Source organism: Serratia sp. AR11, assembly GCF_056376275.1.
The window spans coordinates 2,514,019-2,538,754 of record NZ_CM150739.1; the positions used below are offsets into that span (position 1 = coordinate 2,514,019).

Below are 24,736 nucleotides of genomic sequence, written 5' to 3' on the forward strand. Positions count from 1 at the left end.
ACGGGTTAGCTAATCAGTCTTCAGGCCATTTCCTCCACCAGATGCGTTCCTGCCGCTGCACCGTTGACAGTGATCGCCGGTGCCTGGTAGTGCAGGGAAACGGCGGCCACGTATGGGTCCTGATTGCCGATTGAGAACACCAGATCATCGGCATCAAACGTCTGGTTGTGGTTATTGTCCACAATGACATAAACCGATTTATCCAGCTTAAGCAAGCCGACTTCAGACAGGTTATTGGTGCTGGTTCCATTGGTCATTTTAGCCAACACCTGTGAGAACAGATCCTGAGCATTGTCGCTTGCCGTCAGGCCGGTAAAGACATTTTTGAGCTCAGTGGCCGTGGTGGCGCTGCCGTACAGCGTGGCTGTTTTGTCACCGGTCTTGGAGAAAACCCATTGATTGCCGACGTCACCGGCGGTAATGACGCTGTTCTGGTAGCCGGTATTCAGGGTGACCATGCTATCGATAGTACTGTCGCTAAAGATCAACTCTCGCGAGGAATCCAGAGTGGTGTTGCCTTTAACGTCGGCCGAGAGCACTATCAAACCGGCATCTTTCACGCTGAGTTGGTTACCCGCCAGTGTGTCGATGATATGGCTAAAATCACTTTTGTTCGCGAGTGCGTTAAGGGTTTTGTAGAAACTCCCACCGCCGGTACCGCTTTTTTCAGACACCAGGTTGAGATCTATTTTAGAGATTTGTGTCCCTGAAGAGATACTGGTGCCGGTAATGGTTTGCAGATTATTGCCGAAATCAGCGGCAATGGTCAGATTGAGTGACTCAGGGTTGTCATACTTATCAATGAGAGCCCTCAGCAGCAACTTGGATATTGAGTTATCCCCGCCGCTAAGCGTCAGCGTTTGGTTCTGTACCGTATTGCCATATCCGACTATTTCAATTTCCAACAAGTCTTTATGGTCGGAGGTCAGGCTAAAGCTCCCCATATCCAGATTGTGACTTTGCTCGGTAAGGTGGAGGAAAACCAGAGTGAAACTGGTATCGCTTTGTGCCGTATCGTAAATATGGATGTTACTGTCTTTGGTCAACTCACCGTCAATTAGAAAGCCATCGCGGTTGTAATTGAGTAGCGTTAAATCACCGGAGTAATCGGAGATCATGGCGAGCCCACTACCGGTAAACTTGCCATCCAAACTGGTTGGTAATTGAGCTTGTTGCAGAGAGTTGACGTTGTCGTAGGCAGGATTATAAATGCTGGCATTTTGGCTGAATAAACCAAAATCAAAGACCTTGCTGCCTTCGGTAGCGACCAACTTACCATCCAGATAGATTTCACCCGTACCGCGATAATGGGTCAAATCTATGGTGGTGAAATACAGGAACTGGTTGAGGTTACTGACGATGTTGCCGTCGATGCCACCGCTATCATTGGTGGTCAAATAAATCGATTTGGTAATAAAATTAGCTGATATTGGGACGGAAGAGCTCGACAAATCGCGAGATTCGGCGTGAAAGCCGCTACCAATATGGTTTGCTCCGCCGTTGACGCTGTTTCCATCCCAATATAATCGAGCCACTAACAGACTGATTTTTGCATCGCTTAAGCTTGCGTCAGCCTCCACACTAGCAGTCTTCGCTTTTAACGGCAGGGCTGCGTTCGCGTTTGCGATATTTTTGTCGTTAAGCAATATTTCAATAGGCTTATAACCCAATGAGTTTAGCACTGTGGCGCTGGTGGCATAGTCGCCAAAAAGCATTATTTTGTAGTTATAAGAGGCTTTGAATTTCACCAGACTGAGGTCTACCGCGATATCGACATTGGCATTGATATTCAACAGGCCCAACGGCGCCAGATAAGCCATTTCTGTGGCAGTCACTTCATGAGACGCTCGCGCATTGAGGTCCGCCATCAATTTGCCGCTGTCAGAAAGGCTAAATGTGCCGTTAAATACTTTCTGATAGCCCAATGATCCACCTAACTTCACCTCAAAGTGCTGCAGCGGATAGGGTGACGGTGGAGCGGGATTATTGTCCAGGGGATATTTACCGTCACGGAACGCGTCAATGATCAGTGAGCTGGCTTTGATTTTATCGTTCCCGGCCTTAAGCAGGATCGCCTGAGCTGAAATGCTGTCGAGCGCGAGGCCATAAAGCTTCAAATAAATATTCTGGTAATCGCCGGCATTGCGGAATTGATAGGCACCGGAGAGGATTTTTAGCAGTTGGTCGTTCGTCGTGCCGCTGGCAAGCAGACGGCTATAAGTATCAAGTGCGGTAGCATCTGCCGCCACGCCTGCAACCGTCAGATAAAGCGACATCACGGTTTCGGTAAATTGTGCAGCCGGGAGTTCGCCTGGCGCATAAACATGGGTTGCCGCCAGGAAGTTCTGTTTGGCCGCCTCATGGCTGGTATCATTTCTGATATCGGCCATCATACGCATAATCACATCACCGCGAGTTTCGCTCTGATTATTCAGGCCAGCGATGTAATTTTGCACATCGCTGTTGCTGGCGGCAGTACCAAAGGCTTCGGAAAAGATTTTCTTCACAAAGTCTTCGTTGTTAAGAGAGCTGATGTAGCTTTTGGACGCGGCAAAATAATTAGCGATATCTGCGGCAGTTTTTTTGCCGCTGTCCAAAATTCCGCTCCAGTAATTGATGGCGGTAGAGTTGGTCATGCTGCCGAGCAGATAATAAATACCCTGTATGTCCGCCGCTGCATCAATTTGTGCCGGCTGCTCGACTTGCGACGGATATAACGTGGTGTTGATGACATTTTCCAGATGTTGTTGCTGACTTTGTGGCAGCGCCTCACTGCCGGCATAATTTTTGGTTTCACTAATTAAGGTGGTGGTCAGGCTGCCCAACGTTTTACCGGCATCGACCTGTGCGGTCAGGGCGCTTAGCGTTGCGGCATCCGGCGGGGTGCCATTGGTATTTTGATAGATGTACTGCACTTTTTGGCTGGTGGTCAGGCCATCGTAACGGTGTTGACCGTCTTGCGAGAGAATAAATTTTTCGGCCAGTTCGCTTTGTGTGTAGGTGCCTTTTTCAAGCTGTTTGGCAAAGTAGGTCAGGGCTTTATCGTCGGCCTTTTTACCCAGAGTGGCGTAGAAAAGGATGGCAACATCTTGCTGCAATGTCAGTAGGCTCATGGGGTATTCCTGTGTATGTAAGAAAAGAACCCGCAACAGGTACAGTCCAAAGTTGCAGGTTGTGATACGAGAGCTTCTAAGACAATTTTTGTTTCCTTGAGGCTGCGGTTGCGAAACGGCTGTCGCAGCCTCGAGGTCAGGCTAGATCAAACTAATTCGACACTGTGTTGGCTGACACCATTAACCGCGATGGTCGGTGCCTGGTAGTGCAGGGAGACGGCGGCAAGATACGGGTCTTGATCACCGATCGAGAACACCAGATCATCGGCATCAAATGTCTGGTTGTGGTTATTGTCCACAATGACATAAACCGATTTATCCAGCTTAAGCAAGCCGACTTCAGACAGGTTATTGGTGCTGGTTCCGTTGGTGATGTTGGCCAGTACCTGTGAGAACAGATCCTGAGCGTTGTCGGTTGCCGTCAGGCCGGTAAAAGCATTGTTAAGCTCAGTGGCCGTGGTGGCGCTGCCGTACAGTGTGGCGGTTTTGTCGCCGGTTTTGGAGAAAATCCATTGATTGCCGACATCACCGGCGGTAATGACGCTGTTCTGGTAGCCGGCATTCAGGGTGACCATGCTATCGATAGTACTGTCGGTAAAGGTCAGCTCCCGCGTAGTGTCCACGGTGGTGTTGCCTTTAACATTGGCCGTGTATACCGTCAGGCCGGTGTCGTCGACCTTAAGCTGGTCCCCCGCGAGTGTGTCGATGATATGGCTAAAATCATTTTTGTTGGTGAGGGTGTTAAGGGTGTTATAGAAGCTGCCTCCGCCGGTGCCGCCTTTTTCCGCCACCAGTAATAACTTCATGTCGGAATAGTACCTGCGGTCGGTATAGTCACTGCCTATAATCGTTTTCAGGCTGTCGCTGAAATCGGCGGCAATGGTCAGGTTGAGTGCCACAGCGCGGTCACCCGTATACATGAGGCCGTTGAGCATTAATACCTCTATCGAGTTGTCCCCGCCGCTAAGTGTCAGCGTTCGGTTCTGTACCGTATTGATATTACTGGCCATATAGATTTCCAACAAATTTTTATGGTCGGAAGTCAGGCTAAATGTGCCCATATTCAGATAGTGAATTTGGCTGGCAGTTTGGGTGAAGTCCAACAAGAAGCTGGTATCGCTTTGAGCCGTATCGTAAATATGGATGTTGCTGTCTTTGGTCAACTCGCCGCCAATCGTAAACTTAGCGCTGCTGTAATTGAGTAGCGTTAAGTCTCCGGAGTAGTCGGAGATCAGGGCGCTATCCTGGCCGGTAAACTTGCCACCTGAGCTCGTCGTTGGTAATTGAGCTTGCTGTAGTGAACTGACGTTGTTGTAGGCAGAGTTATAAATGCTGGCATTCTGGCTGAATAAGCCAAAGTCAAAGACTTTGCTGCCTTCGGTAGCGACCAACTTACCATCCAGATAGATTTCACCCGTGCCGCGATAATGGGTCAAATCTATGGTGGTGAAATACAGGAACTGGTTGAGGTTACTGACGATGCTGCCATCGATGCCACCGCTATCGTTGGTGGTCAAATAAACCGACTTGGTAATAAAGTTGGCTGATAGAGAGCCAGTATAGTTATCGCTTTGAGTATTTTTCTGGGCGAAGAATTCGCTGCCAATGTGATTGGCTCCTCCGTTAACGCCGTTTCCTGCCCAACGTAATGCGCTGTCGAGCAACAGGTTGATCTTGGCGTTGCTCAGAACGGCGTCAGCTTCCACCGTGGCAGCCGTCGCTTTTAACGGCAGTGCAGCGTTCGCGTTAGCGATATTTGCGTCGTTAAGCAACAGTTCGACAATCTTATTACCTAATGAATCCCGGACCGTGGTGCTGGTAGCATAGTCGCCGGAAAGCACTATTCTATGAATATCGTTGAGTGGCACCAGACTTAGATCCACCGCGATATTGACATTGGCATTGATATTCAACTGGCTAAAGGATGTCAGGGAGGCCAGTTCTGTGGATGTCACTTCATGAGACGCCCGCGCATTGATGTCCGCCATCAGTTTGCCGCTGTCAGAAAGGCTAAATGCGCCGTTAAACACTTTCTGATAGCCCAATGCCTCACCCAGCTTCACGTCAAAGTTGTGTAGTTGGCTCGTCGGTGGCGGTGCTGGGTTATTGTCCAGGGGATATTTACCGTCACGGAATGCGTCAATGATCAGCGAACTGGCTTTGATTTTATCGTTCCCGGCCTTGAGCAGGATCGCCTGAGCTGAATTGCTGTCCAGCGCACTGCCATAGAGCTTCAAATAAATATTCTGGTAATCGCCGGCATTGCGGAATTGATAGGCACCGGACAGGATTTTTAGCAGTTGGTCGTTCGTCGTGCCGCTGGCAAGCAGACGGCTATAAGTATCAAGTGCGGTGGCATCTGCCGCCACGCCTGCAACCGTCAGATAAAGCGACATCACGGATTCAGTAAATTGTGCGGACGGGAGTTCTCCTGGCGCATAAACATGGGTTGCTGCCATGAAGTTCTGTTTGGCTGCCTCGTGGCTGGTATCATTTCTGATATCGGCCATCATACGCATAATCACATCACCGCGAGTTTCGCTCTGATTATTCAGGCCAGTTACGTAATTTTGCACATCGCTGTTGCTGGCGGCAGTACCAAAGGCTTCGGAAAAGATTTTCTTCACAAAGTCTTCGTTGTTAAGAGAGCTGATGTAGCTTTTGGACGCGGCAAAATAATTAGCGATATCTGCGGCAGTTTTTTTGCCGCTGTCCAAAATTCCGCTCCAGTAATTGATGGCGGTAGAGTTGGTCATGCTGCCGAGCAGATAATAAATACCCTGTATGTCCGCCGCTGCATCAATTTGTGCCGGCTGCTCGACTTGCGACGGATATAACGTGGTGTTGATGACATTTTCCAGATGTTGTTGCTGACTTTGCGGCAACGCATCACTGCCGGCATAATTTTTGGTTTCACTAATTAAGGTGGTGGTCAGGCTGCCCAACGTTTTACCGGCATCGACCTGTGCGGTCAGGGCGCTTAGCGTTGCGGCATCCGGCGGGGTGCCATTGGTATTTTGATAGATGTACTGCACTTTTTGGCTGGTGGTCAGGCCATCGTAACGGTGTTGACCGTCTTGCGAAAGAATAAATTTACTGGCTAACTCACTCTGGGTGTAAGCGCCGCTTTCAAGTTTTTTGGCAAAGTAGGTCAGGGCCTTATCGTCGGCCTTTTTACCCAGAGTGGCGTAAAAAAGGATGGCAACATCCTGCTGTAACGTCAATAGACTCATTGTATTTCCCTGTGTGGTTTTTAAGAAAAAGGATCACCTCCAAGTACAGTTCAAAATCTGTCGATTGCAATACGAGAGTCCCTAAGGAAAATCTGGATTAATGGCAGAAAGCTGAATGATGTTCTGGCTATCTGCTTTTTTTGCCGGCTAGCATTCGTTACAATATCCCGCCGCCAAAAAAATAAAAAAGTCCTCTAGTTTCTTGTTTTTAGACGCGCCGGCATAACGTTTATGTACGTTATTTATTCATTCTATTTCGCCGCGGGCTGATGCACACGGTATGGCGAGGTCAGGTTGTTCCAATGAAAAACATTCTTTCTATTCAATCCCATGTGGTGTTTGGCCATGCAGGCAACAGCGCGGCAGAGTTTCCGATGCGCCGCATGGGCGTTAACGTCTGGTCGCTGAACACCGTGCAATTTTCCAATCATACTCAGTACGGCAAGTGGACCGGTTGCGTGATGCCGGCCAGCCATCTGACCGAGATTGCCCAGGGTATTGCGGATATAGACCAACTCAAGCACTGCGATGCGGTGCTGAGCGGTTATATCGGTTCGCCGGAGCAGGGCAACCATATCCTTGAGATTGTGCGTCAGGTTAAGCAGGCCAATCCGAACGCCTGGTACTTCTGCGATCCGGTGATGGGTCATCCGGAAAAAGGTTGCATCGTGGCACCGGGCGTGGCGGAGTTTCATTGTCAGCAGGCGTTGCCGTGCAGTGACATGATTGCGCCCAATCTGCTGGAGCTGGAATTGCTGAGCCAGCGTACTGTGACCAACGTGGAGCAGGCGGTAAGCGCCGCACGCGAGCTGATTGCCAAAGGGCCGAAGCTGGTGCTGGTCAAGCATCTGAGCCGCGCCGGTTATAATATTGACTGTTTCGAAATGCTGCTGGTCACGGCTAGCCAGGCCTGGCACATCAGCCGTCCGCTGGTGGACTTCGGCGAGCGTCAACCGGTGGGCGTAGGCGATCTGACCAGTGGTCTGTTGCTGGTTAATTTGCTCAAGGGGGAAGCTTTGGACAAAGCACTCGAGCACGTCACGGCGGCGGTGTATGAAGTGATGCTGACGACCCAGGCGATGGGTGAGTATGAGTTGCAGGTGGTGGCGGCTCAGGAGCGTATTGTGCAGCCGGGCTGCGAGTTTAAAGCGGTAATGCTGTAACGCTGCCGGCAGAGCGCCCCGGCGTATTCTCGCCGCCGGGGCGTGAGTATTATTTCAAGCCTTCCGCATTCAACGTTGCGTCCACCGCAGGTCGTGCGGCCACGCGATCAAAATAGGCCGAAAGCTGGCTGCGCTTTTTGATATCAAACTGCAGGGCGATGGCCCAGCGCAGAATGGTGAACAAATAGGCATCCGCCACGCTGAACTTGTTGCCCAACAGGAAATGCTGCTTCGCCAGCACCGAATCCAGATAGTCGAACTGCGTGTCCAGTTTTTCCCGCGCGATGGTTTTGTATTCTTCAGGCGTTTTCGGGTTAAACAGCGGACTGAACCCCTTGTGCAACTCAGTGGCAATATAGTTCAGCCATTCAATGGCATGATAACGCGACAGGGTACCGGCTGCGGGGATCAGAGCGCGATCCGGCACGCGATCCGCCAGATATTGCACAATTGCCACGCCTTCGGTCAGCAGGCTACCATCATCCAGCAGCAGCGCCGGGACCTGTCCTTTCGGGTTGATGGTCAGATAGTCCGCACCGCTTTCGGTCTTTTTCAGCGCCAGATCGACCTTTTCTGCGGTGAAGTCCAGGCCTGCTTCGCGCAATACAATATGGGGGGACAGAGAACAGGCGCCGGCTTTATAGAACAGTTTCATCGAAAGCTCCTTGATAGTGATGAGTGACAGGCATGCTTAACCTCTGATCCTAGTCCTATAACGTCAAAATTACAGCGCCTTAATCGACAAATTTAACTTATCAGTGCGGCTTGCGGTTGCAACTGCGCCAGGGTAGCGGCAATTTGCTGCTGCAACGCTTGCGGCACGGCTTGCATTGGTGAGCGCAGTTCATTGCGGATCAGCCCTTGCTGTGCCAGTGCGGCTTTTACCGGCGCCGGGTTAGGGAAGCTGAACATCTGGTGGATCATCGGCAGCAGGGCATAGAAGTTGGCGCGGGCGGCAATCAAATCGCCTTCTGCGACCTGTTGCACCAGTTGTACAAAGCGCTGTGGATGAATGTGTGCGGAAGCCGAGATTGCACCGGTGCCACCCAGGCACAGCGTAGTCAGGATCAGGTTATCCTCACCGGTCAGCACGTCGATTTCACCGTCATTAATCAGCGCCATCATGGTGTCAGGATTACCGCTGCATTCCTTAATCGCTTTTACCCGCGGATGGCGCGCGATCTGACGCAGGGTGGCCAGTTCGATAGTAATACCGGTGCGTTGCGGAATGTTATACAGGATCACCGGCACGCTTGAGGCGTCGGCAAGCTGGGTAAAGTAGTCCACCAGGCCGCATTGCGATGGGCGAATATAATAGGGGGCCGGGATCAATACGCCGGCAATATCACGCAGGTGGATGGCCTGCTGCATTTGCAAAGTGTCGACCATGTTATTACCGGACAGGCCCATCACCACCTGATGAGCCGGAGTGACGGCCAGCACTGCGTCGAGCACCGCCAATTGTTCGTCCTGGCTTAACGCGGCCGCCTCACCGGTAGTGCCGCAGACCACCAGTCCATCGACGCCGGAGGCAATAAGATGCTGAGCCAGCCGCTGGGTGGCCGGCAGGTCGACTGCATGATGATTAAATGGGGTAACCAGCGCCACCCAAATACCGGAAAATGAGGCCATAATAAGTTCCTTCAGTACGAGCAATAAGAAGCCAGATAAGAAAACAAGCGAGGGACGATGCGCTGATAATGAATATTCTGCATGAGGCTGTCAATTTACAACCGCTTGATAACAGGGTTAATCATGATTAAGCGGCACGGATGAGTTTGGCTAATAAAAAGGAGGAAATAAAAACCCCGCCTTGGCCTACTGCCGGTCAGTTAAGCAACGTTCTGAATAAGAATGTACGACGTTGTTTAAGTGGGCGTCCCCCTCTCCAGAGGGAGAGGGCCGGGGTGAGGGGCTTTGGCCTTGGTATGTATCCCCTCACCCTAACCCTCTCCCAAAGGAGAGGGAACAATATCACCTTAACTGACAAGCATTACGCCTTGGCAGGGTTTTCTGGGGTTAACGCGGACGGCGAGTGCTGTTGATCGAGGCTGTCCAGTTGAAAGTTTCGCCAGTGGGTTGAATACGGTTGGCTTTACGCTCGGCGCGGGTAGCTTTTTCAATTTTCGCGCGGGCGGCGGTAATTCGCGCCACCACTTCGTCCTTGATCTTGTTATTTTCGGCGTTGGTTAATGCTCTGCCGAGGTTTTTACGTGCCTTGTCCAGCTCGGTTTTTACTTCACGTTGTTCGCTTTCCGTCATGTCTTTCAGCGTCAGTTTTTTCATCGTTATAGCCTGGTCAGTGAAGATGGCAGCCAGTGTACAGCAATTAGAGGCCCGAAGATGCCGATGCCGTAACGGAAATGCCGGGTAGGGTGAAGCAACCTGTCACATTTCTTCCTGCAACTCGCTGAGAAAACGCCGCATGCGGTCTGTGCGCTCCCGCGCCATTTTCTTGCCGGTAGCGGTTTGGAAGCCTTCCTGCAGCTTGAACAGTTTGGTTTCGAAGTGATCCAGACAAAAACGCTTATCGTCATATTGGCGTTGCTGCGCCAGCGGATCGGCAGCGTCGTACAGCGCGCTGCGCATGCGCCCGCCAATATAGAAACAGCGCGCCACGCCAATCATGCCGATGGCGTCCAGGCGGTCAGCGTCCTGAATAATTTTGGCCTCCAACGTTTCCGGGGTAATGGCGGCGGAGAAACTGTGAGCCTCGATAGCATGGGCGGTTTTGGCGATGTCCTGCGGCTCCCAGCCCAGTTGCGTCAACGTCAGGGTGGCTTTTTCCGCCGCCAGGCGTGAAGCCAGGTGGCGCTGTGGCGAGTTTTTTTCCACCGCCACGCAGTCATGTAACAGCACGGCCGCACAGAGAATGCGACGGTCACCGCCTTCTTGCTGACTGATATTGCGAGTATTTTTCCACACCCGGTGTAAATGAGCCACGTCATGTGAGCCATCATCGGAATCGAGTGTCAGTGGCAACAGGGCCTGGGCCAATTCCTGATGCGGTGAAAACGGCTGCAACAATGCTTGCGCCAGGGTTGAAAAATGCACGCTATGCTCCTTATGGGGGGAAACCTAAAACCATAACAGCCGTCGATGAGACCGTTATGACGGCGCGGTAAAAAGATTGTTTACTGTACTGCAACAGACTATTGCCATAATCACGGTTTTTGTGCCGGAATAAGCAACTTACAATAGCCTTGTTCCGGTCATTCCCGCTTGGTGTAAGCCTGTGTCTGCGGGGTGTGACCGGAATATCCTGCTAATGCTATCGGAGAAACCCCATGCCAACGAATCTTGAAATTGTACGCGCTACCTATGAAGGCGGCAGTGCCGAAGAGAATGGTCGTAACCTGTTGGCGGCACTAGCGCCCGACGCGGAGTGGACCGAAGCCGCAGGTTTTCCTTATGCCGGCACCTACATTGGCCCGCAGGCGATCTTCAAAAATGTTCATCAACGTCTGGGAACGGAATGGCAGGGCTACCGCGCCGATGTCGACCATTTTTATGATGCCGGTGAAAACGTGATTGCCCAGGGCTTCTACCATGGCACCTATGGCGTGACCGGCAAATCATTTACCGCATCCTTTGCGCATATTTATCAGCTGCGCGCCGGGAAAATCATCAAGTTTGTGCAAATTGTTGACAGTGCAAAAGTGCTGGAGGCCATGCAGGGCTAAAGGCCGCTGTGTTTGCCAAATTTGCGATCGTACTCCCGTCGGTAACCGCGCGCCTTGTTGCGATCGCGGATCCACAAATAGCCGCATACCAGCGCGACGGCGCCTGAAAAGGTAATGTTGCGCATATCCCGGTCATAAAAATACACCAGCACGGCGTCCGTCGCTGCGATAAAGGCAATCCATTTATACATATGGGATTGCCGTCGCGTGGCGGCGTTGAGGCGCTTTAACTGTCTGGCTTCGTGCATAACCGGCTTTTGCTGCATAACGTCTCGTCGGTAATAAATTTCTTAGTGGTAAATTAGCAGAAGTTTCCCGATGGTGGAAAAGACAAACGTGCGCCGGTTCGGTTTTCATCGGGTGCTGTCGCCCCAATCTCATAACGCCACTACGGCCTCGATCTCCACGCTGACCAACGGTGAGAACAGTGCGCTGACCGCAACCAGCGAACAGGCCGGCAGCGCCCCATCAAAATAATCAAACAGTACCGGCCGCAGGGCCGGCAGATCGCCGATATCGGTTAAGAAGACCGTGATTTTAATCAGCGCTTTTAGATTCGTTCCCTCGTCGGCGGTGATGGTCGCCAACTGCTCCAGAATGGCCTGCGTCTGTTGTTGCGTGGTTTGCCCTTGCGCTTCGGTGGCAAATGCCGTCAGGCCGGAAATGTACAGCGTATTGCCATGGCACACAGCATGGACATAGGGCCCGCCCGGCGTCGGTAATTGCGGATAATTAATGCGCTTCAATGATGTCATGGTAAAAACCCCGAGAGATTAATTAAAAAATATACAAACTTGGTTAGGATAGTGAGACGAACATCGGAAGTACGCAGAGATTTATTGTTTTTTAATAATATCACTAACATTTATTTATAACTGTGAAGGACCTTTCAGGGTAATGAATCAGGCCTTAATTCCCTATATGCAACGCTGGCAGTTGCAGCCCGACGGTCAGGCATTTGAAACTCACAGCAGCCTGCTGATACCGGTACGCTATCAGGGGGCCGCCGCCATGTTGAAAATTGCCCGTGAACAGGAAGAGAAGTTCGGCGGGTTATTGATGTGCTGGTGGCAGGGCGATGGTGCAGCTCGAGTGCTGGCCTGGCATGACGACGGCATTTTGCTGGAGCGTGCGCAAGGCCGCCTCTCGCTGGCGCAGATGGTACGTGATGGCGAAGATCGACAGGCCACGGCGATTTTGTGCCAGGTGGTTGCCCGCCTGCATGCGCCGCGTGCCGAGCCTTTGCCAGAGCTTATTCCCCTGGACCAGTGGTTCAACTCACTGTGGCCGGCGGCGCAGGCGCATGGCGGTATGTTGCGTCTTAGTGCCAGCGTGGCGGCTGAGTTACTGACCAGCCCGCGCGAACAGACGGTGCTGCACGGCGATATTCATCATGATAACGTGCTGGACTTCGCTGAGCGCGGTTGGTTGGCGATCGATCCCAAACGTCTGTATGGCGAGCGTGCTTTCGATTACGCCAATATCTTCTGCAATCCCAACTACGGTATCGCCACCGATCCCGAGATTTTCCTTTGTCGGGTCGAGCAGGTCTGCCGGTTGGCCGGACTGGATCGCCAGCGGCTGCTGCGGTGGATCCTCGCCTGGGCCGGATTGTCCGCGGCCTGGTTTATGGAAGACGGCGAGGCGGCGGATATCGATTTTCGCGTCGCAGAACAGGCCGCCCGTGCGTTGGGGCTTTCGCTACCGGAAGGGGACTCAGGGTTCATCCTGCCAGTAATCGAGCGAGGCTGAGGGGCGTTGCACATAGCGCACCGCTTTACCTTCACGCAGCGCCGTCGCCTGGAACTTGCCTGAGTCCGGATACTCCACCAGTTCAGGCTGTTCGCGGGTACTGATGGAAAGGTATTTCAACGGCGCTTGCGACGTATTGATGATCTGATGCGGATATTCCGGCCCCGGTGGGATAAAAATCACGTCACCGCTTTTGATCGGCAGTTGTTCTCCGGCAACCCGTAAGGTACCGGTTCCCTCCAGCACGATAAACATTTCTTCCTGCGCATAGTGGAAGTGATAAGGGCAGGAACGCATGCCCGGTGCCACTACGTCGATAGAGGCACCCAGCTTACCGGCCGCGGTGCCGGTACCCAAACGCGCACCAAGGCTGTCGTACAGTGGCGGGCGTGCGTCGTGCGTTTTTTCAACCTGTTCGAAATTACGGATCAAACGCTGAGCTAACAGCGTGGCTTGCTCATTCATAGGTTATCTCGTGACAATGTAACTTAATCAATGGCGCGTCCCGGTCATTATCGATTTGCATGTTCCTGCTGGCCATACCAGCCCGGTCGGCGTTTCGGCTGTGGCCAGAACAGTGCGGCCTGGCCTCCGTCTGGGATCTGCCACACCTCGCAGTCATAAATGGTGAAGGTGTCGCCGAATTTATCGACCCGCAGTCCGCGATATCCCTGTGCAATACCTTGCTCAGTGACCTTGTCCAGCAATTGCTGACGCTCCGCGCGGTCTGCCGGAGAAGCGCTTAACCGGGAAGGCAGCGCGATAAACTCATCAAAGGAATAGCCAAAGCATTGTTGTGCGCAGTGATTGGCATAAATAAACACCGGATCGCCGCCGCCGGTGTGGGCCAGCAGGCTGTAGGGTGCCTGTTGATGCAGCCAGGTCAAGCGTTCGCCGACTGCGGCCTGTGGGCCGGGCAATCCGTCACCTGTCCAGTGGCGGTATGCGGCGTCTATCCGTTGAATCAGGTCAATCTGCGCTGAAGATGGCATAGAAACTCCCTTAACGATCCCTGGAGGGCAACATTCGTCCCTCTCTCAGTTAAGCAGAAGATCGCCAAAGGGGGGAGAAATTGCCGGATGGGATCGATTTATAGCCCAACTTGCTGGTTAGTCCCCTGAACGGCTGGCGCGTTGCGGTAACGACAGGATGATATGGGCGATTGCGCCGCCAATAATCCCCCAAAATGCCGAGCCGACGTCGAGCAGCGTCACGCCGGATGCAGTGATCAAAAAGGCGATCAGTGCGGCGTCGCGTTGCTTTTCATCCTGCAGCGCGCGTTGCAAACTGCCGGCGATGGTGCCCAGCAGGGCCAGCCCGGCAATGGTATGGATCAGGGCCACGGGCAACGCGCTGAACAACATACTGATAACGCCGCCAAACAGGCCGGCCAACAGATAAAACACCCCGGCGGCGACGGCAGCCATATAGCGGCGCTGTGGATTGGGGTGTACGTCTGGCCCCATACAAATGGCGGCAGTAATGGCGGCAATACACACCGAGAATCCACCAAAGGGGGCCAGCAGCAGCGCGGTCAACGCGGTCCAGCTAATCAGTGGCGAAGTGGGCACGCTGTAGCCGGCCGCCTTTAGCGTGGCAATACCGGGGGCATTTTGTGACGCCATGGTGACCACGAAGAACGGCACGCCAATCCCCAGCAGTGTCGACCAGCTAAAATGCGGCGTAATAAATTCCGGCATGGCGAATGCCAGCGGTTGTGGTGAAAGATGAATGTTGCCCTGCAGCGCCGCAATCGCCAGCCCGGTCAGCAGCGTCAGTACAATGGCATAACGCGGCAGATAACGCCGCGTCACCAGATACACTAGCCCCATTCCGGCGCTGAGTGCGAAATTGACCTGTAGCGAGGCAAAGGCATCCAGGCCAAAGCGCAGCAAAATCCCCGCCAACATCGCCGCCGAAATAGCCTGCGGAATATAATCCATCAGCCGGGCGAACAGTCCGGTTACGCCGCACAGCAGGATCAGCCCTGAGGCAAAGATAAATACGCCAATCGCTTCGTTAATCGGCGTGCCGGGCAGGCTGGTGACCAGCAGCGCTGCGCCGGGGGTCGACCAGGCGGTCAGGATCGGCGTGCGGTAATACAGCGAAAGCCCGAGCGAGGTAATGCCCATCCCCAGTCCCAGCATGCTCAGCCAGCCGCCGATCTGCAAGGGGGTAGCACCGGCAGCCGCAGCCGCCTGGAAGATAATGGCCGCCGAACTGGTGTAGCCGACCAATACCGCAACAAACCCGGCCATAACGGCAGGCAGAGACAGATGACGCAGAGAGATGGCAGGGCGCATGGTCAACTCCGGCAAAGGTTGTGCGTTATAACGCACGATAAGCGACGAGCATAGCACCGTGCGTTATAGCGCACAAGTGGCTATAATCAGCCGCAATATCAGGGGAGAAAAACATGCAGGAACTGTCTGGCCATTTGGCCCAAACGCTTCGTTCTCTACGCAGCCAGCGCGGCTGGAGTTTGGCGCAGGCGGCTGAAAACACCGGCGTCAGCAAGGCGATGCTGGGGCAGATCGAACGGGGGGAATCGAGCCCGACGGTGGCAACCTTATGGAAAATCGCCACCGGCTTTAACGTGGCTTTTTCCGCCTTTCTGGAGATCTCGCCGCTGCAACAGCAAGCCACGTTACATCGCTACGGCGATGCTCCGGTGTTCAATCAAGGCAACGCCGATATGCGGGTGGTGCCGCTGTTTCCATTCGACAGGCAGCTGGGTTTTGACATGTTCGTTATCGATCTGGCGCCAGGTGCGCTCAGCGAATCTTCGGCCCACGAGGCCGGAGTGATTGAGCACGTGATTGTCATCAGCGGTGAACTGGAACTGGCGGTTGACGGCCAATGGCACCACTTGACCTGCGGTGAGGCGATGCGCTTTCAGGCCGACAGGCCACATGCCTATCGCAATGACAGTCAACAGACGGTGCGCATTCACGATCTTATCCATTATCCTAAATTTTGACTCAACGGCATGGGCGCAGGCTTTGACTCGGCTTCGCCAAACGCCTAGTTTATTGAAAATGATTATTATTAACCATCAAAGGGAGCTTGAGTTTGCCTATTACCCACCGCAACCGACGTCAGTTTCTTAAACTCGGCGCACAAACCGCAGGAGCCGTATTCGCGATGACTTCATTACCGAGCAGTATCCGCCTGGCGATGGCGGCAGAAAATGGCGCCGGAACAACCGATGAATTTTTATGGCTGGAACAGCTGCAGGGCAAGGCCGTACAGGCGTGGATTAAACAGGAAAACCAGCGTACCACCGCGCGTTTCGCCCAGGGTGAAGGCTTCCAACGGGTGGAAAAACAGGTGCTGGATATTCTCAATAAAGAGAGCCAAATTCCGTGGGTCGCCAAGCGCGGCGATTACTATTACAACTTCTGGCAGGATCAAACCAATCCGCGTGGCTTATGGCGACGCACTACGCTGCAAGAGTATCGCAAGGCCAAGCCAGCCTGGGAAACGGTGCTGGATATCGATGCGTTAGGCAAGGCCGAGGGCAAAGATTGGGTATTCCACGGCTCGCAGTCGTTAGCGCCGGAGTATCGCTATTGCCTGCTGGAACTGTCGCCGGACGGCGGTGACGCTACCGAAATCCGTGAGTTTGATCTGGTTAACAAAGAGTTTGTCAAAGACGGCTTTGTGCTGCCGGTAGCGAAAAGCCAGGCCTCATGGATTGATAAAGACACGCTGTTTATCGCCACTGATTTCGGTGCAGGCTCAATGACTCAGTCCGGCTATGCGCGTATTGCCAAACGCTGGCGGCGGGGTACGCCACTGAGCGCCGCCCAGACCTTGTATGAAGCGCAAGCGCAGGATATGACGGTGTTTGCTTATCACGACCAGACGCCGGGGTTTGAACGCAACTACGTGGGCCGCAGTCTGGACTTCTACCGCCGTGAAACCTATCTGCTGACCGCGCAAGATCAACAGGTCAAAATCGATATCCCCGCCGATGCCGAGTTCAGCACGCACCGCGAGTGGATATTGATTAAACCGAGCAGTGATTGGGAAGTGGGCGGAGTGCGCTATCCTTCAGGCTCACTGCTGGCGGCCCATTTTGATGATTATCTGGCGGGCAAACGTGAGCTAACGGTGTTATTTGCCCCGACCGCGCAGGCGGCGCTGAGCGGTTACAGTGGTACTCGCGACCACCTGATCCTCAGCATCATGGACAATGTGGTCAACCGATTGGAAGTCCTGACACCGCAGGGCAAAACCTGGCAGCGCAAGCCGCTGGGCAAGCCAGGGGCGATCAGCACTATTTCCGCCGGTGGGGTCGATGACGAAACCAACGACTATTTCCTGACGATCAGCGGATTCCTGCAACCGACTTCGCTGTATCTGGGCAATCTCGACGGCGGTGAGGCAGAACTGCTCAAGCAGGGGCCGCAGGACTTTGATGCCAGCGGTTATCAGGTCAGCCAGCATTTCACCGAGTCTAAAGACGGCACGCGCGTACCGTATTTCCAAATTTCAGCCAAGGGCATCAAGCTTGACGGCAGTAACCCAACCTTGCTGTATGGCTATGGCGGCTTTGAAGTGTCGCTCTTGCCGGGGTACATGGGAGCTAAGGCCCCGGCCTGGCTGGAACGCGGTGGGGTGTATGTGGTGGCGAATATTCGTGGCGGTGGCGAGTATGGCCCGGCCTGGCATCAGGCGGCGTTAAAGCAAAACCGGCATCGCGCTTATGAGGACTTTGCCGCCGTGGCTGAAGATTTGATCGCACGAAAAGTGACATCGTCACAACATCTGGGCGCACGGGGTGGCAGTAACGGTGGCTTGCTGGTGGGCAATATGCTGACGCTGTACCCGCAACTTTTCGGCTGCATCGTCTGTGAAGTGCCGTTGCTGGATATGCAGCGCTATACCCAGCTTTCCGCCGGTGCCTCCTGGATTGCCGAATATGGCGACCCGAGCAAGGCGCAAGAATGGGCCTACATCAAAACCTTCTCGCCGTATCACAATATCAAAGCCGGAGTGTCCTACCCGCCGGTGCTGTTTTACACCGCCACCAGTGACGATCGGGTCAACCCGTCGCATGCCCGTAAAATGGCGGCACGCATGCAGCAGATGGGGTATCCGCAGGCCTATTTCTATGAGAATACCGAAGGCGGGCACAGTGCCGCGGCGGACAAGAAACAGGCCGCATTCCACGGTGCACTGGTCAGTGAGTTTATGTGGGACAATTTGAGCGCAAAATCCACAGCCTGATGACATAAAAAAGCCGGGGCAAATTAATGCCCCGGCTTTCTTTTACCTGTCTGAATCCGTTGTCAGCAATCAGTTGGTGATAGCGGCCGCCTGAGCTTTCTTCTCGGTATCTTCTGCGGTGTCCAGCGTCATGCGATGCAGCTTCGGCGCGGTCAGCATCATCAGGATGGCGATCACGGCGGTAGCGATACCGATTTGCATAAACACGTGGCTGTAGATAGCCAGTGAAGCGTGCGCATCGTTGACGTCGCCAGGCACGGCGGTCAGACCTGCCACTTTACCTGCAATCAGCGCGGCGGCGGCGGTGGTCAGGAACCAGGAACCCATGATAAAGCCCATCAGACGTTGTGGTACCAACTGCGCGACCATCGCCAGGCCCAGGCCGGAGATCATCAGTTCGCCGATACTCTGCAGCGCATAGCTCAGGATCAGCCAGTTCACCGAAACGATACCCTGCTCATTGGCGAAGCTGGCGCCCCACGGCAACACCAGGAAGGCGCCGGAGCACAGGATCATACCGAAGGCGAACTTGTGCGGCATCGGCAGACGGTCGCCCATCTTGTTATACAGCGCCGCCAGAATCGGGCTGGCCAGCATGATCCAGAACGGGTTCAGTGCCTGATACTGTTCGGGTTCAAACGCCAGACCGAGAATGTTGTGCTCAACGTTGTGGATGGCGAAGAAGTTCAACGAGGTTGGCATCTGGCTGTACAGCACGAAGAACACGACGGCTTCCAGCATCAACAGGAAGGCAACGATCATCTTGCGACGTGCCGCGCCGTGCAACGCGAAGGTTTCTTTGGCGAACACAATCACGATACCGATGGAAACAATCGCCAGCGCCCAGCGAGCAATGATCTGGTTATGCAGCAGCCAGCTTGAAAGTGCGACCAGCGCCACCACGCCCACCAGCACCATCAGCAGTTTTTTAACCTGCAGCGGTTTAAAGTCAGGCTTGGAACCGTGTTGTTTCACCCACTTGTGACACACCATAAAGTTGACCAGGGTGATCAGCATGCCGACGACGCTCAGAGAGAACGCGACGCTCCAGCCATATTTGGCCGCCAACCACGGCGTGGCCAGCATGGACAGGAAAGAACCGATATTGACGGACATATAGTACATGGTGAATGCACCGTCCAAACGCGGATCGTCTTTCTCGTAGCAGGTGGACAGCAGGGAGGACGGGTTAGCCTTGAACAGGCCACTGCCCACGGCGATGGTCGCCATACCCAGGTATACCCAGAAGATCTCATGGCCGGAGTAGGCCACCATGGCATAGCCGACGGCCAGTACCAGCGCACCCAGCACGATCACGCGCTTGGAGCCCAGTACTTTATCCCCAAGCCAGCCACCGATGGCGACAAAACCATACACCAGCGCGCTGAAGGAGGAGAACAGGGTGATCGAGTCGGCTTCGCTCAGGCCCAGCATCTTGACCAGATAAACCGCCATGATGCCTTGCAGACCGTAATAACCAAAACGTTCCCAGAGCTCAATAGAGAAGATCAGGTAAAACGCCTTGGGCTGTTTGAAGGCATTGAGACTAACGCTTTCAGGGTGTTCGCTGTTGTTGTTTGCTGTTGACACTGGTACCTCTGATTTTTCACTGCCCCGACTCAGAAAGACGGGAAATTGCAAAAGGTGATGCAGGACTGCATCCTTCTGCGTTGTTATAGGATGGGATGACGGCGGTTAATGTTCACTATCTTTGTCAACGAGGCAATACGTTTGTCATATCCTGTTACATATAACGCTCGCGAAGTGAAACGACCATGTTGCAAATGTTATGCAGCATTAACTTTCGACTTTATTTACTTTGCCGAGTTTTTGTTTTGATTAAAAGCTATACGGAATTCAAACAGGGATATATTCTGCTGCATCGGCTTTTTATGGTTCATATCAATAGGTGGGGTGAATAATCCATTGGAATGTTGTGCATATGGCGGGTTTTGTAAAATTATAGAAATTTGAGAAAACAGCACTGGCGGTTGTGACGACAATGTGATCGTCAAAACGTGAGACTTGCCGCAATATTTGACTAATTTTCCGCTTGAAAATAAGCGGGAAGTGAGTTTTTCACTAAAATCCGCGAGAACACCAAGGTTACTGCTGCTTGATATCACATTTCCGATAAAAAATAGGTCAGTGGCGGGGCTGATAGAGGGGCGCCAGGTTGCGCCCATAGCAATCAGGCGTCGGGATAAACTTTCTCTTTAAACTCGCACAGGTCTTCAATCATGCAGGAGCCGCAGCGGGGTTTTCGTGCGATGCAGGTATAGCGCCCGTGCAGGATAAACCAGTGGTGGCAATCAACCTTGAATTCTGCCGGTACGACCTTCAGCAACTTCTCTTCAACCAGATCGACATTTTTGCCCGGCGCGAAATTAGTGCGGTTACAAACGCGGAAGATATGGGTATCGACGGCAATGGTCGGCCAGCCAAAGGCGGTATTAAGCACCACGTTGGCGGTCTTGCGACCGACGCCGGGCAAGGCCTCCAGCGCCGCACGGTCTTCCGGCACCTCACCTGCGTGCAACTCCAGCAGCATGCGGCAGGTTTTGATCACGTTTTCGGCCTTACTGTTAAACAGGCCGATGGTCTTGATGTAGCCTTTAACGCCGTCGACGCCCAGAGCCAGCATGGCGGCCGGCGTATTGGCCACCGGATAAAGCTTGGCGGTAGCCTTGTTGACGCTGACGTCGGTCGCCTGAGCGGACAGCAGCACGGCAATCAGCAGCTCAAACGGCGTGGTGTACACCAGCTCGGTGGTCGGATGCGGATCGTTGTCGCGTAGTCGGGTAAGAATTTCCAGCCGTTTCTGTTTATTCATTACGCTTTTTCTGCCTGTCCTTGTCCCTGCGCCGGTTCGGCCAATAATGCCTTGGCCGTGCGCGCCTTCATTTTTTCGTCAATCAGGTATTTTACCGCCAACAACAGGCCCAGACCAATGAAGGCCCCCGGTGGCAGCATCGCCAGCAGGAACGGGCTGTCGAAGTGAACCACCTCAATCCGCAGTACCTTGGCCCAACTGCCCAGCAGCATATCGGCGCCGTCGAACAGGGTACCGTTACCCAGCAGCTCACGCATCGCACCCAGCGTCACCATCACGCCGGTAGCCCCCAGACCAATCGCCAGGCCGTCCAGTGCGGACAGACCGACCGGTTTTTTAGAGGCTACCGCTTCGGCGCGGCCAACCACGATACAGTTGGTGACGATCAGCGGGATAAAGATCCCCAACGACTGGTACAGGCCGAAGGCATAGGCGTTGATCAGCATTTGCACAATGCTCACCGCCGCAGCGATGATCATTACGTAAATCGGGATACGGACTTCATTCGGTACCCAGCGGCGTACTGCGGATATCGAGGTGTTGGTCAATATCAACACCAGCGTGGTCGCCAGCCCCAGCCCGAGGGCGTTGGTGACGGTAGAGGTCACGGCCAGCAGCGGGCACATCCCCAGCAATTGCACCAGCGCGGAGTTGTTCTTCCACAGCCCCTGGACAATCAGATCTTTGGCTTCACTCATTCGCTGGCTCCACAGGCAGGTAAGCTATCAAGTTTAGGCGGCAGCGTTTCCATATACAACGCCGTGCGTCGAACGGCATTGACCACCGCACGCGGCGTGATGGTGGCGCCGGTGAACTGATCGAACATACCGCCGTCTTTCTTCACAGCCCAACGTTTATCGTCCGGGCCGTCAATCTTTTTACCGCTGAAAAACGAGATCCAGTTCGATATACGCAGTTCGATTTTATCGCCGAGGCCAGGGGTTTCATGGTGTGCCACCACCCGGGTACCCAGCACGGTACCGTTGAAATCGGCACCGACCAGCAATTGAATGGCGCCGGAATAACCGTCCGGCGCGGTGGTTTCCAGTGCAGCGGCGGTGGGTTGGCCATTTTTACGCGCCAGATACAGGCGATGTGGCGCATCGTTGCCCAACGCCGGGTTGCTGACCAGGAAACACTCGGTCTGCATATTGTTGTCGTAATGTTCTGGCGGCACCACCTGATCAAGCAGCGCTTTTTGCTGCAGTGCGGCCTGGTGAGCGATGGTGTTCTGCGTCAGGCTATGGACCACCGCAGTCAGGCCGGTGGTCACAGCGGCAAACACCGCCAACGTGGTGCCATGCTTTTTCATTGAATTTAGCATCATGGCTCCTTAGCGGTGACCGTACACGCGCGGCTGCGTGTAGTGGTCGATCAGTGGGACGGTAATGTTGGCCAGCAACACCGCAAAGGCTACGCCGTCCGGATAACCGCCGTAAACGCGAATTAGCCACACCAGCACGCCCACCAATGCGCCGTAAATCAGGCGGCCTTTCGGCGTGGTGGAGGCACTGACCGGGTCGGTAGCAATAAAGAATGCGCCCAGCATGCTGGCACCGGAGAACAGGTGGATCAGCGGCGAGGCCTGCTGCGCCGGGTCAAGCCACCAGGCCAAACCGGAACACAGGGCGATGGCCGCCAGCATGCTGAAGGGGATCTGCCAGTGGATCAGACGACGACCCAGCATAAACAGGCCACCGGCCAGGAAACCGAGATTAACCCATTGCCAGCCGATACCGGCCAATGCGCCACCGAACAGCGGCTGTTGCAGCACCTGCTCAACGCTATGACCGCTGCGCAGGCCGGTTTTGAAACCGTCGAGCGGGGTGGCCTGGCTGATGCCGTCAATACCCATTTGCAGTTCATGGATGGTGGCGCCCTGCGTCGTGTGGCCGCTGAAAATAGCCAACAGGGTATCCTGGAACGACAGCGCGGTAGCCCGCAGTTCATCCGGCGGTAACCAACTGGTCATCTGAACCGGGAAGGCGATCAGCAACACCACATAACCGACCATGGCCGGATTGAACGGATTCTGCCCGAGGCCGCCATACAGCTGTTTGGCAATAACGATGGCGAAGAAGGTGCCGATGACAATCATCCACCAGGGGGCCAATGGCGGCAGACTGATGCCCAGCAACAGGGCGGTCAGCAGGGCCGAGTTATCCGCCAGCCGGGTGCGCACCGGCAATTTGCGCAGAGAAAGGATGATCCCTTCCGCCAGCAGGGCGACGATCATCGCCAGTGCGGTCTGGACCAGCGTGCCATAGCCAAAAAACCATACCTGCGCAGCGATACCGGGAATGCAGGCCAACATCACCCACAGCATCATACGGCTGGTGCTTTGCTGGTTATGGGTGAAGGGGGAACTGGCGATGTGCAAGCCTTTGCTGGCTGTGGGTTGTACCGGCCTGAACTTCATAGAGAACTACACCTATCTTTGCCGGACATCGGCAGGTTCAACGCGCCTCTCAGCGGAGACGCAGGAAAAATTATAGCGCTGCATTCTACCTGAATCACCCGGAGGGTAATACGTCTTAATTGTAGGGCTATTAGCCTTTTAGCACTGGATGTAATCCTAAATTTCTCCGACCTATGGCGCGATCGGATTTTTGTTGGTTATATAATCGGGCTAGATTGGTAGTGCAAGATCGAAACTGCCGGTATTTATGGCCGGTGGCAGGCAATAACCTCTGGATTGATATGGTTTTTTTTGGTTCGTTTTTTCGCACAAAATAACAACTTTTACATAATCTATGTGGGTTATTATCCCGAGTATTATTGAGTTAGTGAATGTAAATTAATGACAAATGAAGATGTATTTTTTATTGAAGAGTTAATTGAGTGGGTTGAGATACATCTGGAGAAACGGCCAAACCTGGACGAAGTCGCGCGCATTTCCGGCTATTCCAAATGGCATCTGCAACGCAAGTTCAAACGCATCACCGGCATTCAACTCGCCACCTATATCCGTTCACGCATTCTGACGCGCGCTGCGGTGGCGTTACGCATTACCCACCGTTCCATCATCGATATATCAGACGAACTGGGCTTCGACTCGCAGCAAACCTTTACCCGTATGTTCAAACAGCGCTTCGAAACCACCCCCAATCGTTACCGCTCGATGGAACATTGGGACGTGAAGAACCTGATGCCGCGTTTTAGTTTCGACGCCGATTTTGCGGCCGATTTTTACCCGGAGGTGAAGCGCCTGACGCTGCCGAACATGCAACTGGTGGGGTTCTCGCGGCAGTTGGATTTCTCTTCGGAAACGGAGATCGAACATTCGTCCTGCATGGCGATGAAGGACGAGATTTTTACCGACTTCTTCCGTGGCCTGAGTGTGGACTGCCATCGGGTGTACAGCATCCATTCCGTCCGCAGCACGGATGACAGTCAATATTCGGCTACCCACATCATGGCGGTGGATCCTGAGAACAAACAGGATATTTTGTCGGGCCACCATATCGACACCATCCCTATTGTCGGCCGCGAATATATCTCTATCAACCATCAGGGAAGCGCCATGGAGTGTACAAAATTCTTCGCTTATCTGATTACCCACGTGATGCCAGGATTGCGCCATGAGGTGAAGGGCAGCGTGGAGATGGAGATTATTCAAACTAAGGCGAGGAGTCTGGATTCCAAGATGCGCCAGATTGACGTTGATTATACCTATCTGATTTCTATCGATTAAAAAGTGCCTTGCGCCCTGCAAGGCACCTCT

General features: G+C 53.7%; 23 protein-coding genes. 6 read left to right on the plus strand and 17 right to left on the minus strand.

What is annotated here, in order from left to right; translation table 11 throughout:
- Positions 1-20 precede the first annotated feature (20 nt).
- Both ACSOSI_RS12015 and ACSOSI_RS12020 read right to left on the minus strand, forming a co-directional pair.
- Positions 21-3,113 carry a DUF4214 domain-containing protein gene (locus tag ACSOSI_RS12015; protein ID WP_476707146.1) on the minus strand — a complete coding sequence of 1,031 codons (3,093 nt, stop codon included), beginning with the start codon at positions 3,111-3,113 and terminating at the stop codon, positions 21-23.
- 146 nt (positions 3,114-3,259) lie between these two features.
- The gene (locus tag ACSOSI_RS12020; RefSeq protein WP_476707147.1) at positions 3,260-6,346 is read right to left on the minus strand and encodes a DUF4214 domain-containing protein; all 3,087 of its coding nucleotides are present in this window, start codon (positions 6,344-6,346) and stop codon (positions 3,260-3,262) included.
- 302 nt (positions 6,347-6,648) lie between these two features.
- Here ACSOSI_RS12020 and pdxY point away from each other — a divergent pair, with 302 nt between their 5' ends.
- Complete coding sequence (pdxY, locus tag ACSOSI_RS12025) at positions 6,649-7,509, plus strand: pyridoxal kinase PdxY (protein WP_017892681.1); 861 nt, start codon at positions 6,649-6,651, stop codon at positions 7,507-7,509.
- Positions 7,510-7,558: 49 nt separating this feature from the next.
- Here pdxY and gstA read toward each other — a convergent pair whose 3' ends face one another.
- From gstA to ACSOSI_RS12045, 4 genes are all read right to left on the minus strand, one after another.
- A complete protein-coding gene (gstA, locus tag ACSOSI_RS12030) occupies positions 7,559-8,164 on the minus strand; it encodes a glutathione transferase GstA (protein WP_261098596.1) in 606 nt (201 codons plus the stop codon).
- A 92-nt stretch (positions 8,165-8,256) separates the two neighbouring features.
- Positions 8,257-9,141 (minus strand): 4-hydroxy-tetrahydrodipicolinate synthase, encoded by an 885-nt coding sequence (dapA, locus tag ACSOSI_RS12035; protein ID WP_476707148.1) that lies wholly within the window; start codon positions 9,139-9,141, stop codon positions 8,257-8,259.
- Positions 9,142-9,528: 387 nt separating this feature from the next.
- On the minus strand, positions 9,529-9,795 hold the full coding sequence (locus ACSOSI_RS12040; protein ID WP_012144954.1) for a YjbD family protein: 267 nt from the start codon (positions 9,793-9,795) through the stop codon (positions 9,529-9,531).
- 102 nt (positions 9,796-9,897) lie between these two features.
- Positions 9,898-10,563 (minus strand): HD domain-containing protein, encoded by a 666-nt coding sequence (locus ACSOSI_RS12045; RefSeq protein WP_012144955.1) that lies wholly within the window; start codon positions 10,561-10,563, stop codon positions 9,898-9,900.
- Between the two features lie 233 nt (positions 10,564-10,796).
- On the opposite strand from ACSOSI_RS12045, the gene ACSOSI_RS12050 reads away from it, so the two are divergent.
- Entirely contained in the window at positions 10,797-11,192 is a 396-nt protein-coding gene (locus ACSOSI_RS12050) for a nuclear transport factor 2 family protein (RefSeq protein WP_012144956.1), read from the plus strand.
- Here ACSOSI_RS12050 and ACSOSI_RS12055 read toward each other — a convergent pair.
- Both ACSOSI_RS12055 and ACSOSI_RS12060 read right to left on the minus strand, forming a co-directional pair.
- Entirely contained in the window at positions 11,189-11,458 is a 270-nt protein-coding gene (locus ACSOSI_RS12055) for a hypothetical protein (protein ID WP_026142356.1), read from the minus strand. The genes ACSOSI_RS12050 and ACSOSI_RS12055 overlap by 4 nt on opposite strands.
- Before the next feature lie 111 nt (positions 11,459-11,569).
- Entirely contained in the window at positions 11,570-11,947 is a 378-nt protein-coding gene (locus tag ACSOSI_RS12060) for a RidA family protein (protein ID WP_017892687.1), read from the minus strand.
- A gap of 142 nt (positions 11,948-12,089) precedes the next feature.
- Here ACSOSI_RS12060 and ACSOSI_RS12065 point away from each other — a divergent pair, with 142 nt between their 5' ends.
- Positions 12,090-12,944 (plus strand): aminoglycoside phosphotransferase family protein, encoded by an 855-nt coding sequence (locus ACSOSI_RS12065; protein WP_261129118.1) that lies wholly within the window; start codon positions 12,090-12,092, stop codon positions 12,942-12,944.
- Here ACSOSI_RS12065 and ACSOSI_RS12070 read toward each other — a convergent pair.
- The 3 genes from ACSOSI_RS12070 to ACSOSI_RS12080 form a co-directional block, all read right to left on the minus strand.
- Positions 12,909-13,409 (minus strand): cupin domain-containing protein, encoded by a 501-nt coding sequence (locus tag ACSOSI_RS12070; RefSeq protein WP_012144959.1) that lies wholly within the window; start codon positions 13,407-13,409, stop codon positions 12,909-12,911. The genes ACSOSI_RS12065 and ACSOSI_RS12070 overlap by 36 nt on opposite strands.
- 47 nt (positions 13,410-13,456) lie before the next feature.
- Entirely contained in the window at positions 13,457-13,936 is a 480-nt protein-coding gene (locus tag ACSOSI_RS12075; protein ID WP_476707149.1) for an MEKHLA domain-containing protein, read from the minus strand.
- Between the two features lie 117 nt (positions 13,937-14,053).
- Positions 14,054-15,247, minus strand: coding sequence for a benzoate/H(+) symporter BenE family transporter (locus ACSOSI_RS12080; protein ID WP_476707150.1), 1,194 nt, complete (start codon positions 15,245-15,247; stop codon positions 14,054-14,056).
- A 113-nt stretch (positions 15,248-15,360) separates the two neighbouring features.
- Here ACSOSI_RS12080 and ACSOSI_RS12085 point away from each other — a divergent pair, with 113 nt between their 5' ends.
- Together ACSOSI_RS12085 and ACSOSI_RS12090 are read left to right on the plus strand one after the other, a co-directional pair.
- Positions 15,361-15,924 (plus strand): helix-turn-helix domain-containing protein, encoded by a 564-nt coding sequence (locus ACSOSI_RS12085; RefSeq protein WP_012144962.1) that lies wholly within the window; start codon positions 15,361-15,363, stop codon positions 15,922-15,924.
- 164 nt (positions 15,925-16,088) lie between these two features.
- Positions 16,089-18,179 carry a prolyl oligopeptidase family serine peptidase gene (locus ACSOSI_RS12090; RefSeq protein WP_476707151.1) on the plus strand — a complete coding sequence of 697 codons (2,091 nt, stop codon included), beginning with the start codon at positions 16,089-16,091 and terminating at the stop codon, positions 18,177-18,179.
- 69 nt (positions 18,180-18,248) lie between these two features.
- On the opposite strand, the gene dtpA is transcribed toward ACSOSI_RS12090, so the two are convergent.
- From dtpA to rsxD, 6 genes are all read right to left on the minus strand, one after another.
- Positions 18,249-19,769 (minus strand): dipeptide/tripeptide permease DtpA, encoded by a 1,521-nt coding sequence (gene dtpA, locus ACSOSI_RS12095; RefSeq protein WP_012144964.1) that lies wholly within the window; start codon positions 19,767-19,769, stop codon positions 18,249-18,251.
- Between the two features lie 224 nt (positions 19,770-19,993).
- On the minus strand, positions 19,994-20,365 hold the full coding sequence (locus ACSOSI_RS12100) for a hypothetical protein (protein WP_375190044.1): 372 nt from the start codon (positions 20,363-20,365) through the stop codon (positions 19,994-19,996).
- 5 nt (positions 20,366-20,370) lie between these two features.
- Positions 20,371-21,012 (minus strand): endonuclease III, encoded by a 642-nt coding sequence (gene nth / locus ACSOSI_RS12105; protein ID WP_012144965.1) that lies wholly within the window; start codon positions 21,010-21,012, stop codon positions 20,371-20,373.
- The gene (locus tag ACSOSI_RS12110) at positions 21,012-21,710 is read right to left on the minus strand and encodes an electron transport complex subunit E (protein ID WP_012144966.1); all 699 of its coding nucleotides are present in this window, start codon (positions 21,708-21,710) and stop codon (positions 21,012-21,014) included. Before ACSOSI_RS12110 ends, nth begins: the two co-directional genes overlap by 1 nt.
- Entirely contained in the window at positions 21,707-22,336 is a 630-nt protein-coding gene (gene rsxG / locus ACSOSI_RS12115; protein ID WP_476707269.1) for an electron transport complex subunit RsxG, read from the minus strand. The genes ACSOSI_RS12110 and rsxG overlap by 4 nt, the downstream gene beginning before the upstream one ends.
- 9 nt (positions 22,337-22,345) lie before the next feature.
- Positions 22,346-23,431, minus strand: coding sequence for an electron transport complex subunit RsxD (gene rsxD / locus ACSOSI_RS12120; protein ID WP_476707152.1), 1,086 nt, complete (start codon positions 23,429-23,431; stop codon positions 22,346-22,348).
- Between the two features lie 381 nt (positions 23,432-23,812).
- Here rsxD and ACSOSI_RS12125 point away from each other — a divergent pair, with 381 nt between their 5' ends.
- Positions 23,813-24,706 carry a helix-turn-helix domain-containing protein gene (locus ACSOSI_RS12125; protein WP_012144969.1) on the plus strand — a complete coding sequence of 298 codons (894 nt, stop codon included), beginning with the start codon at positions 23,813-23,815 and terminating at the stop codon, positions 24,704-24,706.
- Positions 24,707-24,736 lie beyond the last annotated feature (30 nt).

Coding starts and splice junctions, on each gene's coding strand:
- ACSOSI_RS12015 (WP_476707146.1), bottom strand. CDS start 3,113: ATGAGCCTACTGACATTGCAGCAAGATGTTGCCATCCTTTTCTACGCC.
- ACSOSI_RS12020 (WP_476707147.1), bottom strand. CDS start 6,346: ATGAGTCTATTGACGTTACAGCAGGATGTTGCCATCCTTTTTTACGCC.
- pdxY (WP_017892681.1), top strand. CDS start 6,649: ATGAAAAACATTCTTTCTATTCAATCCCATGTGGTGTTTGGCCATGCA.
- gstA (WP_261098596.1), bottom strand. CDS start 8,164: ATGAAACTGTTCTATAAAGCCGGCGCCTGTTCTCTGTCCCCCCATATT.
- dapA (WP_476707148.1), bottom strand. CDS start 9,141: ATGGCCTCATTTTCCGGTATTTGGGTGGCGCTGGTTACCCCATTTAAT.
- ACSOSI_RS12040 (WP_012144954.1), bottom strand. CDS start 9,795: ATGAAAAAACTGACGCTGAAAGACATGACGGAAAGCGAACAACGTGAA.
- ACSOSI_RS12050 (WP_012144956.1), top strand. CDS start 10,797: ATGCCAACGAATCTTGAAATTGTACGCGCTACCTATGAAGGCGGCAGT.
- ACSOSI_RS12055 (WP_026142356.1), bottom strand. CDS start 11,458: ATGCAGCAAAAGCCGGTTATGCACGAAGCCAGACAGTTAAAGCGCCTC.
- ACSOSI_RS12060 (WP_017892687.1), bottom strand. CDS start 11,947: ATGACATCATTGAAGCGCATTAATTATCCGCAATTACCGACGCCGGGC.
- ACSOSI_RS12065 (WP_261129118.1), top strand. CDS start 12,090: ATGAATCAGGCCTTAATTCCCTATATGCAACGCTGGCAGTTGCAGCCC.
- ACSOSI_RS12070 (WP_012144959.1), bottom strand. CDS start 13,409: ATGAATGAGCAAGCCACGCTGTTAGCTCAGCGTTTGATCCGTAATTTC.
- ACSOSI_RS12075 (WP_476707149.1), bottom strand. CDS start 13,936: ATGCCATCTTCAGCGCAGATTGACCTGATTCAACGGATAGACGCCGCA.
- ACSOSI_RS12080 (WP_476707150.1), bottom strand. CDS start 15,247: ATGCGCCCTGCCATCTCTCTGCGTCATCTGTCTCTGCCTGCCGTTATG.
- ACSOSI_RS12085 (WP_012144962.1), top strand. CDS start 15,361: ATGCAGGAACTGTCTGGCCATTTGGCCCAAACGCTTCGTTCTCTACGC.
- ACSOSI_RS12090 (WP_476707151.1), top strand. CDS start 16,089: ATGACTTCATTACCGAGCAGTATCCGCCTGGCGATGGCGGCAGAAAAT.
- ACSOSI_RS12100 (WP_375190044.1), bottom strand. CDS start 20,365: ATGGGCGCAACCTGGCGCCCCTCTATCAGCCCCGCCACTGACCTATTT.
- nth (WP_012144965.1), bottom strand. CDS start 21,012: ATGAATAAACAGAAACGGCTGGAAATTCTTACCCGACTACGCGACAAC.
- ACSOSI_RS12110 (WP_012144966.1), bottom strand. CDS start 21,710: ATGAGTGAAGCCAAAGATCTGATTGTCCAGGGGCTGTGGAAGAACAAC.
- rsxG (WP_476707269.1), bottom strand. CDS start 22,336: ATGCTAAATTCAATGAAAAAGCATGGCACCACGTTGGCGGTGTTTGCC.
- rsxD (WP_476707152.1), bottom strand. CDS start 23,431: ATGAAGTTCAGGCCGGTACAACCCACAGCCAGCAAAGGCTTGCACATC.
- ACSOSI_RS12125 (WP_012144969.1), top strand. CDS start 23,813: ATGACAAATGAAGATGTATTTTTTATTGAAGAGTTAATTGAGTGGGTT.